This window comes from Alteromonas sp. 5E99-2 (genome assembly GCF_017368475.1).
Lineage (GTDB): Bacteria > Pseudomonadota > Gammaproteobacteria > Enterobacterales > Alteromonadaceae > Alteromonas_F.
Window position 1 is genome coordinate 1 of record NZ_JAFNJE010000014.1, and the last position, 16471, is coordinate 16471.

At 42.1% G+C, this 16471-nt stretch carries 16 protein-coding genes and 1 pseudogene; 6 read left to right on the forward strand and 11 right to left on the reverse strand.

What is annotated here, in order from left to right; all coding sequences use genetic code 11:
- Positions 1–404, forward strand: a pseudogene (locus J3L16_RS13565) (TonB-dependent receptor); the annotation flags it as partial.
- Between the two features lie 68 nt (positions 405–472).
- Here the strand turns inward: J3L16_RS13565 and J3L16_RS13570 are convergent.
- The 9 genes from J3L16_RS13570 to J3L16_RS16320 form a co-directional block, all read right to left on the reverse strand.
- A complete protein-coding gene (locus J3L16_RS13570; RefSeq protein WP_207613538.1) occupies positions 473–1975 on the reverse strand; it encodes a tryptophan halogenase family protein in 1503 nt (500 codons plus the stop codon).
- A 105-nt stretch (positions 1976–2080) separates the two neighbouring features.
- Positions 2081–2983 (reverse strand): phosphoribulokinase, encoded by a 903-nt coding sequence (locus J3L16_RS13575; RefSeq protein ID WP_207613539.1) that lies wholly within the window; start codon positions 2981–2983, stop codon positions 2081–2083.
- A 57-nt stretch (positions 2984–3040) separates the two neighbouring features.
- The gene (gene purD, locus J3L16_RS13580; protein ID WP_207613540.1) at positions 3041–4333 is read right to left on the reverse strand and encodes a phosphoribosylamine--glycine ligase; all 1293 of its coding nucleotides are present in this window, start codon (positions 4331–4333) and stop codon (positions 3041–3043) included.
- Between the two features lie 24 nt (positions 4334–4357).
- Positions 4358–5929, reverse strand: coding sequence for a bifunctional phosphoribosylaminoimidazolecarboxamide formyltransferase/IMP cyclohydrolase (gene purH, locus J3L16_RS13585; protein ID WP_207613541.1), 1572 nt, complete (start codon positions 5927–5929; stop codon positions 4358–4360).
- Positions 5930–6008: 79 nt separating this feature from the next.
- Positions 6009–6302, reverse strand: coding sequence for a DNA-binding transcriptional regulator Fis (gene fis / locus J3L16_RS13590; RefSeq protein WP_207613542.1), 294 nt, complete (start codon positions 6300–6302; stop codon positions 6009–6011).
- A 23-nt stretch (positions 6303–6325) separates the two neighbouring features.
- A complete protein-coding gene (dusB, locus tag J3L16_RS13595; protein WP_207613543.1) occupies positions 6326–7324 on the reverse strand; it encodes a tRNA dihydrouridine synthase DusB in 999 nt (332 codons plus the stop codon).
- A 122-nt stretch (positions 7325–7446) separates the two neighbouring features.
- Positions 7447–8331, reverse strand: coding sequence for a 50S ribosomal protein L11 methyltransferase (prmA, locus tag J3L16_RS13600; RefSeq protein ID WP_207613544.1), 885 nt, complete (start codon positions 8329–8331; stop codon positions 7447–7449).
- A 71-nt stretch (positions 8332–8402) separates the two neighbouring features.
- Positions 8403–9017 carry a flavin reductase gene (locus tag J3L16_RS13605; protein WP_207613545.1) on the reverse strand — a complete coding sequence of 205 codons (615 nt, stop codon included), beginning with the start codon at positions 9015–9017 and terminating at the stop codon, positions 8403–8405.
- Entirely contained in the window at positions 9010–9210 is a 201-nt protein-coding gene (locus tag J3L16_RS16320) for a CPXCG motif-containing cysteine-rich protein (RefSeq protein ID WP_347564683.1), read from the reverse strand. Before J3L16_RS16320 ends, J3L16_RS13605 begins: the two co-directional genes overlap by 8 nt.
- A 137-nt stretch (positions 9211–9347) precedes the next feature.
- On the opposite strand from J3L16_RS16320, the gene J3L16_RS13615 reads away from it, so the two are divergent.
- The 4 genes from J3L16_RS13615 to J3L16_RS13630 all read left to right on the forward strand — a co-directional run bounded on the left by J3L16_RS13615 (position 9348) and on the right by J3L16_RS13630 (position 13479).
- Positions 9348–11471, forward strand: a complete 2124-nt coding sequence (locus J3L16_RS13615; protein WP_207613547.1) for an exonuclease domain-containing protein — start codon at positions 9348–9350, stop codon at positions 11469–11471.
- Positions 11472–11548: 77 nt separating this feature from the next.
- Positions 11549–11728: a DUF3012 domain-containing protein gene (locus tag J3L16_RS13620; RefSeq protein ID WP_207613548.1), complete on the forward strand. Its 180-nt coding sequence runs from the start codon at positions 11549–11551 to the stop codon at positions 11726–11728.
- Positions 11729–11754: 26 nt separating this feature from the next.
- Positions 11755–12900 (forward strand): N-acetylglucosamine-6-phosphate deacetylase, encoded by a 1146-nt coding sequence (nagA, locus tag J3L16_RS13625; RefSeq protein WP_207613549.1) that lies wholly within the window; start codon positions 11755–11757, stop codon positions 12898–12900.
- A 72-nt stretch (positions 12901–12972) separates the two neighbouring features.
- Positions 12973–13479, forward strand: a complete 507-nt coding sequence (locus J3L16_RS13630) for a hypothetical protein (protein ID WP_207613550.1) — start codon at positions 12973–12975, stop codon at positions 13477–13479.
- Here the strand turns inward: J3L16_RS13630 and proB are convergent.
- On the reverse strand, positions 13476–14591 hold the full coding sequence (gene proB / locus J3L16_RS13635) for a glutamate 5-kinase (RefSeq protein WP_207613551.1): 1116 nt from the start codon (positions 14589–14591) through the stop codon (positions 13476–13478). The genes J3L16_RS13630 and proB overlap by 4 nt on opposite strands.
- Positions 14592–14726: 135 nt before the next feature.
- Here proB and J3L16_RS13640 point away from each other — a divergent pair, with 135 nt between their 5' ends.
- Positions 14727–16043, forward strand: coding sequence for an AarF/ABC1/UbiB kinase family protein (locus J3L16_RS13640; RefSeq protein ID WP_207613552.1), 1317 nt, complete (start codon positions 14727–14729; stop codon positions 16041–16043).
- A gap of 8 nt (positions 16044–16051) precedes the next feature.
- Here J3L16_RS13640 and J3L16_RS13645 read toward each other — a convergent pair whose 3' ends face one another.
- Positions 16052–16360, reverse strand: a complete 309-nt coding sequence (locus J3L16_RS13645) for a DUF6482 family protein (protein ID WP_207613639.1) — start codon at positions 16358–16360, stop codon at positions 16052–16054.
- Positions 16361–16471 lie beyond the last annotated feature (111 nt).

Below are 16471 nucleotides of genomic sequence, written 5' to 3' on the forward strand. Positions count from 1 at the left end.
TGGATCAAGACGAAGATGGAATGCCCGACGACGGCTCAACTATATTCCGAGTACCTGACCTCAATGGCTTAATTGGCCAATCAGAAAATTTTGCTAACCTAGTGGGCATATACCAAGACGAAAAATTAGAAGTGCGTATTGCGTACCAATGGCGTGACGAGTTCTTGAACTCGTACCAAACCTTCATTACAGGTAACCCCAATATCCAAGACGCTAACTTCTCCCTTGATGCCTCTGTCCGTTATCAAATTACCGATGCTCTACAAGTTAGAATACAAGGTACAAACCTAACGGATGAAGCGCAAACCTCACGAGATATATTGAATAGCGCCGGTGAAACCTTCCAGCGTTCGAGCTTCCTGTTCGACCGTCGGATTAACTTCGGTGTGCAATATACCTTTTAACATTTAAACTCTAGACAATAAAAAACCGCTGAAATTTTCGGCGGTTTTTTTGTTTAAGTGAACACTTACTACCCGATTACTTTATTCAGATAAACTTCATGTTGAGGCATCACCTCTAAACAGCGCTGTGTCGCTCTGTGTAATTCCGTCATTCTAAGTTCTAATGATGCATCATCTAAAGTATCTGCCAACGGATGATAGCGCGCAGGCGTGATATTTTGCCCATTAAACACAGCAAACCAACTGACTGGGCTAAATAGCTCTAAATCTTCTCGGTATAAACGGGCATTTTCTTTATATATTGCAATCCGATCAGACAAGGTTTTTGGTATTTCCATGGTTCGGCAATAATTCCAAAATGGGCTGTCGTCTCGTGTGGTCCCGTGATAATGCAAAATAAGAAAATCTCTTACTTGTTCATACTCTTCCTGGGTTTTGCGGTTAAAGTAATCGATATCAGGCTGATTAAAGGTTTTATCAGGCCAGTTTGTCATCAAACGAGCGATAGCAGACTGAATTAAATGAATAGAGGTAGATTCAAGTGGCTCTAAAAAACCTGCGGATAAGCCTATTGCCACTACGTTCTTATTCCATGTTTTCTTACGAATACCCGTTTTAAAACGCAATAGTCTGGGTTCAGATAACGGCGCCGTATCTAGCCCTTCATTCAATGTGGCTACAGCCTCATCATCGCTGATATAGTCACTGCTATACACATAGCCATTACCAGTACGAGATTGCAGTGGAATACGCCATTGCCACCCCGCAGCTTTGGCAGTAGATCGGGTATAGGGCACTAACTCATCTAATCGTTCACTTAATCTGGCCACCGCTCGGTCACACGGTAAATAGTGAGACCAATCTTCGTATCCAGTTTTAAGTGTTTTTTCTATTAATAGCCCAATAAAACCAGAACAATCAATAAACATGTCACCATCAATGGTTTGCCCGTTTTCAAGCTCAATACTCTCGATATTTCCGCTGTCGATATTTTGTTTAACGCTGACGACTTTACCTTCGGTTCGTTTTACCCCTCGAGACTCAGATACGCTACGCATAAACTCAGCGTATTTTGTTGCATCAAAGTGATAAGCATAATCAATTGAACTCATTGGAGACGATTGTAAATCGGTACGAGGATGTTGAAATTTGCCCGCTTTTGCAGCCATACCCGCTAAGCTAAATTCGTCGATGGGCTTAGCCGTCCCTTTTTTCTGTTGGCGCAGCCAAGAGTGATGAAAGTGTACGCTTTGCATGTCCATACCATAAGGTCCGAAAGGATGAACATATGCGTCGCCGAGCTTCCCCCAATCAACAAATTCAATACCGAGTTTATAAGTGGCATTAGTTGCTTTTAGAAACGCTTGTTCATCTAGGCCTGCTAGCCGGTTGAAGTATTTAATGTGAGGAATGGTTGCTTCGCCCACCCCCACAGTGCCTAAAGCTTCTGATTCTACGAGGTGGATACCTATTTTTTTTAAATTCAGTATTTTAGAGAAAGCGGCTGCAACCATCCAACCCGCAGTGCCGCCGCCCACAATCACAACATTTGTTACATCTAAGCTGCTCAAAAATCGTCACTCCATGTTTGCTTAGCAAAACGCTAAGCCTTTTACATTTTGATAACATAAATATTACCATGCTTCACAATAGAATTTCGACGATTTATCGAGAATTTACTTACCCGTCACCCAATCCATTTGCATTCCGGCGCGACGCTTTTTATCCAGTAGCTCTTCTAATAACGGAGTAAGTATTAACTCCATCGCTAGCCCCATTTTTCCGCCGGGTACAACAAGGGTATTAATCCGAGACATGAAAGCGCCATCTATCATTTGTAGAAGGTAGGGATAATTCACATTTTTCATCTCTCGACGAAAACGCACCACCACAAAGCTCTCATCTTGGGTGGGGATATCTCTAGCGCTGAAAGGGTTTGATGTATCAACAGTAGGGACTCGCTGAAAATTAACATGAGTGCGTGAAAACTGAGGAGTGATGTAATGAAAATAATCATCTAAGCCTCGAACAATACTGCTCATTACGGCTTCACGGGAATGACCTCGGTCTGTGGTATCGCGAACAATTTTTTGTATCCACTCTAAGTTAACGATAGGCACCATGCCAACCAATAAATCTACATGGCGAGCTACATCAATCTCATCTGTAGCCACACCACCATGTAACCCTTCATAAAACAACAAATCAGTATCAGATGCCAAATCTTGCCAAGGTGTAAAAGTACCAGGCATTTGATTAAATGGCACAGCATCATCAAAGGTGTGCAAATATTGCCTAAATTTACCTACGCCTTTTTCAGCATAACTTTTGAATAAAGCTTCGAGTAATTCAAAGTCATTGGCTTTAGGGCCAAAATAGCTAATGTGCCGTCCTTGTTCTTGAGCTTTTCTTATTTCCACTTCCATTTCAGGCCGAGTAAAGCGATGAAAGCTGTCTCCACCTACAAAGGCTGCATTGACATTAAGGTTACGAAAAATATGCTGAATCGCATTCGTTGTGGTAGATGTTCCGGCTCCAGAGGAGCCGGTTATCGCTATAATGGGGTGCTTAACAGACACAATTCGTTTACCTAGAGATTACGCAAACCCCAGTTATAAGTGTGTCTGTTGCAATAATCAAGCTTTGCTTTGTTCTCGAGCAATCGCGCGGTAAGCAATATCAGAGCGTTTCATCACGTCTTTCCATGAAATAGCGTTAGCTAAATCATACGCCGCTTTTTGAGCTTCAGACACTGTATTCCCAAGGGCTGTAGCGCATAAAACACGTCCGCCATTAGTCACCACATCATCGCCATTTAACGCCGTCCCCGCATGAAACACTTTACCAGGCAATTGACTCGCTTGGTCTAAGCCTTGAATTACATCACCCTTGCTATACGACCCAGGGTACCCACCAGCAGCAAGTACAACCCCTACCGATGCTCTTTTATCAAACTCGATAGAAGTACCTGCTAGCTCGCCTTTACAGGCTGTTTGACATAAGGCAACGAGGTCGGATTGCAAACGCAACATAATAGGCTGAGTTTCTGGGTCGCCAAAACGGCAATTAAACTCAATCACTTTCGGCGTTCCATCAGCCATGATCATCAAGCCTGCGTATAAGAAACCTTTATACGGCATGCCTTCTTTTGCCATTCCAGCAATAGTAGGCGCAATGACTTCATCCATAATACGCTGATGAATTTCTGCACTCACCACGGGCGCAGGAGAATAAGCCCCCATACCACCGGTATTTGGCCCCTGATCTTTATCAAACGCGCGTTTGTGATCTTGGCTAGTCGCAAACGATGCCGTATTCACACCATCAGCCATAACAATAAATGACGCTTCTTCACCATCAAGGTATTCTTCAATGACGACACGGCTGCCCGCATCACCAAATTTGTTGTCGGCAAGCATATCTTTAATTGCCGCTTCCGCTTCATCTAAGGTCATTGCAACAATAACGCCTTTACCCGCAGCTAAACCATCGGCTTTCACTACGATTGGAGCACCTTGTTTACGCACATAATCTAATGCAGGCTCGATTTCGGTAAAGGTTTCATAATATCCCGTTGGAATAGCATGACGGGCTAAGAAATCTTTCGTAAATGCCTTAGAGCCTTCAAGTTGAGATGCCGCTTTCGACGGACCAAAAATCATTAAGCCCTCCGCTTCAAATGCATCAACAACACCAATAACAAGAGGTGCTTCAGGGCCGACAATGGTTAATCCAACGTCGTTGTCTTTTGCAAAGGCAATAAGCCCTGCTACGTCTTCAACACCTACATTAACATTGGTTAATTTAGGTTCGTTAGCCGTTCCCGCATTACCTGGCGCAACAAAAACCTGAGTAGCTAATTCAGATTGAGCCGCTTTCCATGCAAGCGCATGTTCGCGACCGCCACCACCAATAACAAGTATATTCATTGTGAACTCCTTAAATAAACCGGCTTAGTGACGGAAGTGACGCATGCCAGTAAAGACCATAGCTATGCCATGTTCATTAGCCGCAGCGATAACTTCATCATCGCGCATTGAACCACCTGGCTGAATGACTGCGGTCACTCCAGCTTCAGCTGCTGCATCGATACCATCTCTAAATGGGAAAAATGCGTCAGATGCCATTACTGACCCTTTGACTTCAAGGTTTTCGTCAGCCGCTTTAATACCTGCAACTTTGGCTGAATAAACACGGCTCATTTGCCCTGCACCTACACCAATAGTCATGCTGTCTTTACAATAAACAATGGCGTTAGATTTAACGTATTTCGCCACTTTCCATGTAAACATTAAATCTCGTAACTCGTCTTCAGTAGGTTGCTTTTCAGTCACCACGGTTAAGTCGCTTTGCTCAACCATACCAAAGTCGCGGTCTTGAACGAGTAAACCACCGTTAACGCGTTTGAAGTCACTTCCATCAGTAAGCTGACCTTGCCAGTCTCCGCATTCTAAAACACGTACATTTTGCTTAGCGGCCAAAATAGCTTTTGCTTCGTCGCTCACTGTCGGAGCGATGATCACTTCAACAAATTGACGATCGATAATGGCTTGGGCTGTTTGTCCGTCCAATGTTTGGTTAAACGCAATAATGCCGCCAAATGCAGATGTCGGGTCGGTTTTAAACGCACGGTCGTAAGCTGTAAGAATGGAGTCGCCTAGCGCAACACCACAAGGATTAGCATGCTTCACTATGACACACGCTGGCTCGTTAAACTCTTTTACACACTCTAATGCTGAATCTGTGTCTGCAATATTGTTAAACGACAATGCTTTACCTTGTAGCTGAGTTGCCGTAGCAACAGATGCTTCTTGTACATTGTTTTCAACGTAGAACGCCGCATCCTGATGGCTGTTTTCACCATAGCGTAAATCTTGCTTTTTAGTGAATTGCATATTGTAGGTGCGGGGAAAATTAGACTCGCTGTCTTTTAAACGGGAACCAAAATAGTTAGCTATCATGCCGTCGTATTCAGCGGTGTGCTCAAAAGCCTTAATCGCTAGGTCAAAACGTGTTTCTATGGACAGTTGATTGTCGTTATCTGACATTTCTTTTATTACTGCTTGGTAATCACTTGCGTTAACAATAATGCATACGTCATTGTGATTTTTTGCAGCAGCACGAACCATAGTCGGACCACCAATATCGATATTTTCAATTGCGTCGACAAGAGAACAGTCCGGATTTGCAACAGTTTGTGCAAACGGATAAAGGTTTACACACACCAAATCAATAGGAGCAATTTCATGTTGGGCCATCACCGCTGCATCTACGTCACGTCGTCCTAAAATACCGCCATGAACTTTTGGATGTAGTGTTTTAACTCGACCATCCATAATTTCTGGATGACCTGTATGCTCAGACACTTCCTTTACTGGAAGACCGTTTTCGGCAAGTAATTTGGCAGTACCGCCAGTAGATAACAGTTCAACTCCGGCTTGGTGAAGAAACGTTGCCAATTCGACAATACCTGACTTATCAGAAACACTTAATAGTGCGCGTTTAATAGACTTTAGTTCTTGCATAATAGATCGCTGTAATTAAGAGGTTAAACAAAAAGAGCACCAATTGGTGCTCTTCTGAAGTGGGCAAAGCCCTTAATTTTTAGTTCATTCCGTATTGCTTTAACTTCTTGCGCAACGTGCCACGGTTAATCCCCATCATTATGGCTGCGCGGGTTTGGTTACCGCGAGTGAAGGTCATAACTTCATCTAGCAATGGCGCTTCTACCTCGGCCAATACCAAGTCATATAAATTATCGATATTGGTGTTATCTAATTGAACAAGATACTTATTCACCGCTTGCTTAACAGAGTCACGCAATGGTTTTTGCGCTTGCGTTTGTGACGGAGTTGTCACTGTTGTGGTGAAAGGTGAAGTTAAATTTTGATCGAACATAATACTCGCTTACTTATCAATACTCATGCAGCAGGAGAAACAGGGTTTGAATCTTCTCGCTGCAACAACAAAAAATAGTTTTCAATAGCCTCTAGCTGGTCCGTTTCAGCTTCAATAGCATTGAAAACACGCCTAAATTGACGATCCTTGTCGTGATGTTCAAGGTACCAAGCTGCGTGTTTACGCGCTATACGTACGCCCATTACATCACCATAAAACTGATGAACATTGATCAAATGCTCAATGAGCACATCTCTTTGTTCATTTAAAGAAGGCTGCGCTAGCAGCTTTTCATGTTTAAGATAATGATTTATCTGTTTGAAGAGCCAAGGGTTACCTTGAGCTCCTCTACCTATCATCACTGCATCAGCACCAGTAAAATCCAGCACTGCTTTTGCTTTTTCTGGCGATGTAATATCACCGTTAGCAACAATAGGAATAGAAACCTCGGCTTTAATTGCCTTTATCGTGTTGTACTCGGCATCGCCTTTGTACATACAGGCTTTGGTTCTACCATGCACTGCCAACGCACTAATTCCGCAATTTTCCGCGATACGGGCAATGTCTACACCGTTTCGATTTTCAGGGTTCCAACCCGTTCTAATCTTCAGTGTTACAGGTACATCAACTGCATTTACCACTGCGTGAAGAATCCTCTCTACACGGTCTGGAAACTGCAACAATGCTGAGCCTGCGAGTTTTTTGTTCACTTTTTTTGCGGGGCACCCCATATTGATATCAATAATTTGGGCACCCTGTTCGACGTTCATTCTTGCTGCACTCGCCATAAGCTCAGGCTCTGAGCCGGCTATCTGCACCGAACGAATTCCCGTTTCGCCAGCGTGATCCATACGTTGTTTAGATTTAGTTGTATTCCACACCCGAGGATTACTCGACAGCATTTCGGAAACTACTAAGCCCGCCCCCATACGCACGCACATTTGGCGAAAAGGTCTATCGGTTACGCCAGCCATAGGCGCGAGAATCACATTGTTCTTTAATGAATACTCGCCAATTTTCATTACTACAGCCTTAATCGAACAAAAAACAACCGCTCATTTAAAGCGGGCGCTAAGTTTACGCATTTTTTCACGCCTTGAAAAGGCTAAAAATCACACAATTTTTTGACTTTGAGTATTGACATTTACGTTGCTTTGCGAAGTCCAGAAACACGAGCCCATTCACCGTCTATTTTACTGGCTTCTAATTCGAAATCTTGACCATAGGCTTTCTCTATATTCGGAACTTGTTCAGCCAGAATTCCAGATAGCACTAATTTGCCACCGGGTTTACAAAAAGCGGAAATGGTTTCACGCAAAGAAATAAGCGGTCCAGACAGAATATTGGCAAATACAAAATCAGCCTGCAAGCTTGGTTGATCTTCTGGTAAAAACACCTCAAGTGCGCTATCGACATCGTTACGTCTCGCATTTTCCATACTGGCTTGCAGTGCTTGAGGGTCGATATCTATGCCAATGCCTTTTTCAGCACCTAATTTAAGTGCAGCCACGCCGAGAATTCCTGAACCACAGCCGAAATCAACAAAGGTCTTGTTTTGTATCGCTTGGCTGTCTAACCATTGCAAACACAAAGACGTTGTAGGATGAGTTCCCGTACCAAAAGCCAAACCTGGATCTAGCATTACATTCACAGCATCAGGGTTAGGCACGTCACGCCAACTTGGACAGACCCAAAGTTTTTTCCCGAATTGCATAGGATGAAAGTTATCCATCCATTCCCGCTCCCAATCTTTATCTTCTAGTGGATCGGCTTTCCAAGGGATGTCTGCGCTTAACTTATTGCTTTGAACTAACTCGTTAATCAAGGATTCAATATTCGTTTGCGCATCAAACAGCCCAACCACGCGAGTATCAGGCCACAACATGACTTCCCCGGGCTTAGGCTCGTACATCGGCGTGTCTTTTGCGTCTAGAAAAGTCACGGCTAATGCACCAGCATCTGATAACACATCGCCAAGAGGCTCTGCATTTTGAGCATTTGTATCTATCTTAAGTTGAATCCAAGGCATAGTTAAACCCAGCGCCGTTACAACGCCAGCAACACAATAATAAGGTTGAATGAAGGCATTATATTACAGGTTTAGGGTTTCGCGTAAGGAAACCGCTTTTCTTGTTGCTGAGTGACATAAGCATCTAGGCCATTTATGGCCACAATTCCTTTGGACGATAGCGATACAAATCCATCTGACTGAATAGCATTGGCTGCGACATGAGCCTGAACAATCTCGCCAATGATTAAGACTGTGCCATTGTGCTTTATAGGTACAATTTCTACCAACGCCATACCTAATTTAATTGCACTTTGCTGTACAAAAGGGGCAATAAAATCACTTAAATACTCGCTGTCTAGTCCCACTTTATCGAATTCATTTTCTTCTGCTTGGTAGCTAGCTGAACTTTGATGAGCTTGTTCAACAAAATCAACACCAATATGGTTTAGGGTGTAAACCTTAGTCGCTTTAATATTTTCTAACGTATCTCGCCGCACTGTGTGTGGACGCATAACCATACCCATTAAAGGAGGATTAGCTCCCAAGTGCACAACGGAACTCACCACAGCTAGATTTTCTATACCTTGTTGATCAATTGACCCCACTAAGTTTGCGCTTTTAAAACCAGACAAACTATTAACAAAATGGGCGCGATACCGCGTTTCCATATTGTCGATATCACTGCGGAAAAAAGTTTTAATCATAGTCCCGTTTCGCCTCAATTTGTATACCGAACTCATTATTGTGAACAATTATATCGATAGGCTGACAACATATTTGACAGTCTACTATTTGGGTTTGCTCTATGTCGTTTTGAAAGTCAATTTCTATATCGTTGTACGTCATACAATAAGGACACTCGAATTTAGAGGCCAAGGCTCGTTGGCGAACTCTAATAACTAATGAATAAAAAGGTGTACGTATACGCTGCCATTTTGGATTATTCATTTAAGTGATTTGGATCATTTGCTCAGTCGTGAATTATATGAAATGATAGCTGTATATATATACAGCCTCTGTTTTCGCAATTTATTATGAAAAAAACGCTTCCTGCTTTTTATTACCTAGCCCACTTCAACGAATTTTTACAGTTCTTTGAAGGTACTCATAAGCACTTGCTTTCAACAGAAGCAAAACAATTTATTACGCAATTCAAGCAAACAGATAAATCACTGCAAGCGTTAATTGTACGTATAGCAAACAGAAAACATCCTGTTGTGGCTTTAAAAACTCTCTATTACGAGGAAATAGGCGATCCTGCTCCGTTAATTGAGCAACTCATATCAATAGGGTGGGTTTCTCCGCTTTCTCAGGCTACTCCAGAATTGTTAGCCGAAGCCCTACCAAAATCAGAATTACTTACGTTATTAAAACACCAAGGCGCAACACTTCCCAAAAGCTCGATAAAAAAAGCCGCACTTCAACGTTATTTTTGCGAACACGTAAACATAGGTGAAATTCATGAGCTCATTGATATGCCTTTTATTGTTCGTCAATTTGACGTCCCTCTACAGTTTTTATTGTTTTTATATTTTGGTCATATGAAGGGAACTCTTAGTCAATTTTCAATGCGAGATTTAGGGGTGATAAAAACCCGTTCAGACGCAGTCACAGGAGAGCCTAAATTCAACAGTGAAGATGACGCAAAAAACGCCTTTTTTTATTCAAAAAACACTGAATTTATTGATATGAAGAGAAAATTTGCACTTACTAACTTAGACACTCTTCCAGAAGTCACTTCTGCCTATGGAGTTAACGCAAAAAACACCTGGCTTTACAAGGTAGGAAGAAGCGCATTAGACGCTCAAAAAGAATGGGCGTTGAATGCATTAGCCCTGTCTGAAAACGATAAAGCACAAGAGCTTTGGATCCGCGAACAATATAAAGATGGAAACAAAGAGCTCGTTGAAAAACGGTTAAATGAAATTATTGAATCAGGCTCTTCAGAAACCTTACTCGTTTTCGCAGAAGACTTTTACGCCCGTAAATATCAGAAAAAGCGCACCAGTACATTAACTGATATGCTGCGAAAGGCGACCCGATGCCTGCCTATTGATAGCCGATACAACACCCAAGTAGAACAAGGCGTAGTTGCCTATTACTCAAGAAAAAACATCTTCGCGATTCGTACAGAAAACCAATTATGGCGTAGTCTTTTTGGTCTGTGTTTTTGGTCGGTTTTGTACGAACAAGACTGTGCTAACTTGAGCAACGAATTTGAACGAGCGCCACCAGTTTTAAAGCAAGGTACATTTTACAAAACTCACAGTGAAACTATTGATAGACACTTAAATTCTTTTAAAAACAATGACGATTTGTTTTCTTTTTTGCTAAAAAATGCCACAAAACACTATGGTAAAAGCAACTCCATATTTAAATGGCGAAGTCACCTTGTCGATCGTTTAAAACCATTATTACAACATGCTTCACTATCAAGTATTCTCGCCCAACTTAAAGCGATGAGCCAAGACTACAACGCTTTATGTGACGGCTATCCCGATATAATGGTGATAGACAATAACCAGCTGCGCTTTGAAGAAATTAAAGCGCCTGGGGATTCATTACGTCGCAATCAATTAATTACTATACAAAAATTACAAAAGCTAGGATTTGACGTTCAAATAACTCAAGTAGAGTGGGTACGAGATCCCAATCAGCTATATTGTGTAATTGATATTGAAACCACTGGGGGGAAAGCAGAGCATCATCGAATAACAGAAATTGGTATAGTAAAAATGCAAGGCAACCGCGTTATAGACACTTGGCAAACCTTGGTAAACCCGCAGCGACACATTCCCAGCGCTATTACTCGTTTAACAGGAATTACTAACGCTATGGTTGCGGATGCCCCCTTATTTAGTGACATTGCCGACGCACTGGACCAATACACTGAAAACACGCTTTTTGTTGCCCACAACGTGAACTTCGATCTCGGTTTTATTAAACACGAATTTGCTCGCTTGCATCGGCATTACAGACGACCAAAACTTTGCACCGTTCAACAATGTAGGCAGGCATTTCCAGGGTTAGCTAGTTATTCTTTAGCCAATTTAACGGCACATTTCGATATTTCTATGGAAAGCCATCATCGTGCATTATCCGACGCAAAAGCCGCTGCAGCCTTGCTTTCATTAATCCTTGAGAAAGAAACCCAATAAGTGAGTTATTTTTGTATTGCACTTTGAGCGCTTTAACGGCATGTTATTGGTCAATAACAATAAAAGGAAACAACATAATGAAAAAAGCACTCACCGCCATCACTTTAATTTCATCTGTAATATTGCTCTCAGCATGCTCACCCAAAGTAGGTAGCGAAGCTTGGTGTAAAGACTTAAAAGAAAAGTCCAAGGGCGATTGGACAGCAAACGAAGCCAAAGACTTCGCATCTCACTGTATATTTAAAAGTAAAGATTAATAACAAAATATATTTAAAATCATATCATGAAGCGCAAGTTCGCACTTACAAACTTCAAGCTTTTTTCAAACACGTCTGAAAGCCAAGACGCTGCGATTTTAGTAGATAAAGGCATGATAGTTAAGCTAGTTTCCAATGCCGCTATTCCAGCTGATTATGAAATAGATGATTTGCAGGGACACACGTTAACCCCTGGCTTTCTAGACATTCAAGTAAATGGTGGAGGGGATACCTTATTCAACGACAACCCTAGTGTAGAAAATATTAAAAGCATTGCGTCAGCACACCGAAAATACGGTACGACTCAATGTTTACCCACGTTAATTTCCGATGATATTGATAAGGTAAAAGCAGCGATAGAAGCGGTAGATCAAGCTATCGCTGACAATGTTGCTGGCGTAATTGGTATACACCTAGAAGGCCCTTTTTTAAATAAACATAAAAAAGGCATTCACGACGCATCCAAATTTATTGACCTTACCGAAGCATTAATACCAACGATTTCATCGTTGAAACGAGGCAAAACCCTTGTCACATTGGCGCCAGATAGCGTTGATAGCCACATTATTGAGATGTTAGTGGAGTCTGGCAGTATTGTGTTTGCAGGCCACACCAATGCTACCTATGAACAATGTGTAGAAGCCGAAAAAAGTGGGTTATCTGGTTACACACACTTATATAATGCCATGTCTGCGTTAGAAAGCCGTGCTCCAGGGGCAGTAGGTGCAGCCTTGAGTTCCGATTCAGCTTATTTCGGTGTTATTGCTGACGGTCATCATGTACACCCTGCGGCGCTTAACGTCGCAGTTAAAGCGAAACCTCACCACACAATATTAGTCACAGACGCTATGCCTTCCGTAGGCGGAACAAAGCCCTATTTTGAACTCGGTAAAGAAAAAATATCCGTGAGCGGCGGTCGCTGCCTCAGTGACTCAGGCACATTAGCTGGCTCTCATTTATCGATGCAAGATGCCGTAATTAATATACAACAATTTTGTAATGTCTCGTTGCCTGAGGCGATAACTATGGCGTCATTAAACCCAGCTAAAATGCTTGGCTTAGATAAAATCTACGGAAAAATTGAACCTGGCTATAGCGCCAGTTTCACCGTTTTAAGTGAACTTGGAAAAGTCACCTCTACTTATATCAATGGTGAGAAAGAGATTTATTAGAGGGTGTTGATCTGCGCTGTATGTTTTATACTGACATAATAAGACAGCCGTTTTTTTATTGTAGGAACTAACATGAAGTTTTCCGTCACCTTTGTTCTGTGCTTTTTCATCAGTTCATTTGCAAACGCTTCTTTTGATGTTTCATTGGAAAAGCGCTGTTCTAACAATCTCGAGCATGTTTATTATTTTTCTAATTTGATTATTGATGCTGATTACAGCGTTAAGGTAGGCGATTCCGTTTACCCTTACGATGTATCTTTCGAACTCGTCGACAATATTTACGAAGCCGACTTAGTCTTTGTAGAAAAAACCTTTAATAGCGATCGGCATGTCATTGAATTTAGTAATAATAGCGACATTCAAGTGTGTAAAAAGTTAACACCATCAAATGCCACAAAAATCAGATTGGGAAATAATTTACAAGACCCAGACGTAACCGTAAAACTCTCGAACTACGTGCTAAATAGAAACTACACTTTGTTCGTTGATTCGTCTCGCCTGTCAGCCAAACAAGTCGCAGCGATTTACGCTAGTATTTGGAACACTGACAGGGAACTATTTTTGAGTTTGCTCGATTAATCGTTATCGGACTTAGGCAATAAAACCAAGTCGTCTCTGTGCACTATTTCAATACTGGTACTAAACCCCAGAGTTGCTTCCATTTGCTTAGACTGCAAACCGATAACACGCTCTAAATCTTGGCAATCAAGCAACACTAACCCCTTTGCAATTAGGTCATCTTTATAAAAAATATTAACTGCATCGCCCGCTTCAAATTGCCCTTCAACACCTACAACACCTGACGGCAATAACGATGCTCCAGTATTAATGAGCGCATTTTTAGCACCAGCATCAACAAATACCTTTCCTTGGCAATCTAATGTATGAGTAAGCCATAAACGACGAGCACTGTGGTCTGACGCTTCCGGAACAAATAAAGTCCCTGGGCATTCATTATCTCTTAACGCGTCAAATGTACTCGATGTGCGACCATTCACAATAAGAGCCTGAATCCCACTTCCCATACACTTTTGCGCTGCTTCTATCTTGGTTTTCATACCTCCAGTCCCTACTTTAGAGCCTGCTCCACCTGCGAGGTCAAACAAAGCTTGATCTATTTGAGTAACTTTAGGGATCAAAGAAGCATCTTTATCTTTTCTTGGGTCGGCAGTGAATAAACCGTCAATATCAGAACAAATTACAAGGGTGTCAGCACCAGATACAATGGCAGTATACGCAGCCAAATTGTCGTTATCCCCGACTTTTAATTCATTTACGGCGACAGTGTCGTTCTCATTTACTATGGGAATAGCTCCGTGCTTCAACAATGCAGCGAGTGTTCGCTTAATATTAACGTAACGCGTTCTATTTTTTAGATCGGCATAAGTTAGTAGTATTTGCGCACAAGGCCGATCAAAAAAACGCTGCCAATTTGCCATCATTTGCGTTTGCCCTATGGCCGCCATTGCTTGTTTTTCTGCAATTGAAGGTGTATGGGTTACCGGTACAATTCTCCGCCCTGCCGCAACGCTTCCCGACGACACAATAATGACTTCTTTTCCCTGTTTATGAGCAGCACTAACAAACTGAGCAAGAGGTAGCAAAAATTCAGCACTACACCCTTCCCCTGTAGGGGAAACTAAAGAGCTACCGACTTTTATAACCGCGCGCTTCCACTTGAAATTAGACATCTTAAACCGTTGTAAAAAAATCTATACGGCAAGGATAGAAAACCTTCCGATCAATTAAAAGGTATTTCACCTTGCTAGACGAAAATAACCCAGCCATTATGGGTTTATTAACTCTTTGCGCTGAAAGTATAAACAATGACAGACAAATCATCCGGAAAAGCGGTTCCCACCTCCCGTATTAGCCGCTTCGGAAAAATGGGTTCATTAGCGGCAAGAGTCACAGGCAATGTTGTCGCTAATGGCACAATGAAACTATTATCTGGGGAGCGACCATCACTTAAATCATTAGTACTCACGCCTTCGAACATAACGCGGATCACAGATCAGCTCGCTAATATGCGCGGTGCAGCAATGAAAATTGGTCAGCTGCTATCTATCGATGACGGTGAGTTTTTACCGCCAGAGTTATCCGCCATATTAGCTCGCCTAAGAGACGACGCTGAATCTATGCCAAAAGATCAGTTACAAAACGTTCTTGATGAAGCCTGGGGAGAGGGGTGGAAAGATGAGTTGTTGTATTTTTCATATGCCCCTATCGCTGCAGCATCCATTGGGCAAGTGCATAAAGTCATTTTAATGGACGGCACCACCTTAGCCGTCAAAGTACAGTATCCAGGTATAAAAAAGAGTATAAACAGCGACGTAGACAATGTAATAGGCTTAATAAAGTTAGTAGGTGTGATCCCAGACAATGCCAACATCACCCCGCTGCTTACTGAAGCAAAAGCACAACTTCATCATGAAGCAGACTACCAGCATGAAGCACAAATGTTAGAGCGCTACGCAGAATTAATTGATGATGACGAACGCTATCGTTGCCCAAGTGTAAATCACACATGGACGCGAGAGACGGTGCTGGCGATGAGCTTTTTAAAAGGTGAGCCAATAGGCGCCCTAGAGCACGCTTCGCAAGAAACGCGAAATAACATGATGACATCACTATTCGCTTTGTTTTTCCGCGAAGTGTTTGAATTTAGGTTTATACAAACCGACCCCAACCTTGCCAATTACTTAGTTGATTTAACCGACAACACATGGGTTTTACTGGATTTTGGCGCAACAAGGCCAATTCCTTCAGCATTATCTCAAGGCTATTTAGCACTAATTAATGCGGCTTACTGTGGTAACACTGAAGCCATGCTAGACGCAGCCTGTGCAATTGGCATTGCAAATGAAGACGCCACCGAGCGTCAACTCAGCATGATCCTACAAATGCTCGAAATTGCCTGTAAGCCGCTACACAGCGAAGGTGGGCATAATTTTGCTGAGAACGAATCAGGGGTTGAACTACAAGAACTTGGTTGGGCACTGAGCTTTGAGGAAGATTTTTGGCATACGCCTCCTGCAGACGCAGTATTTGTGCACAGAAAATTAGGCGGGCTGTATTTATTGGCAAAACGGTTAAAAGCGAGAGTAGATTTACGAAGTTTGCTATCACCTTGGTTAAACTAACGCTCTATTCAATAAGGTTGCCGCATTGAAAAAGGTAAAGCCATCGAATGTTTCGCTTTAGGTGGATTGCCAATCATTTCATCATAAGGCGTGTCGTGTACCATCACGGCTTTATCAATTGAAACGGGTTCAAATGCTTCTCGTATATGCTCAGCACTAACAAAACGCTTCGGCCTGTTATTGTTTCCATACACCATACCTGATTGCTGACCAACCGTAACTGACACTAAATATACATTCATTTCAAATGAATGAACTTCAAGTAAATCAATGCTAATTGTATGATTTATCAACTCGGAGAAAAAAAATTTCACAATATTAATCCGTTGTTCAGGTCTAATTAAGTACGCTATTAAAATAAATCGGTTCATTCTGGGAACGGATTGGCCATATTGATTTCAAAACATACGAACCCATTTTAGGTAAGA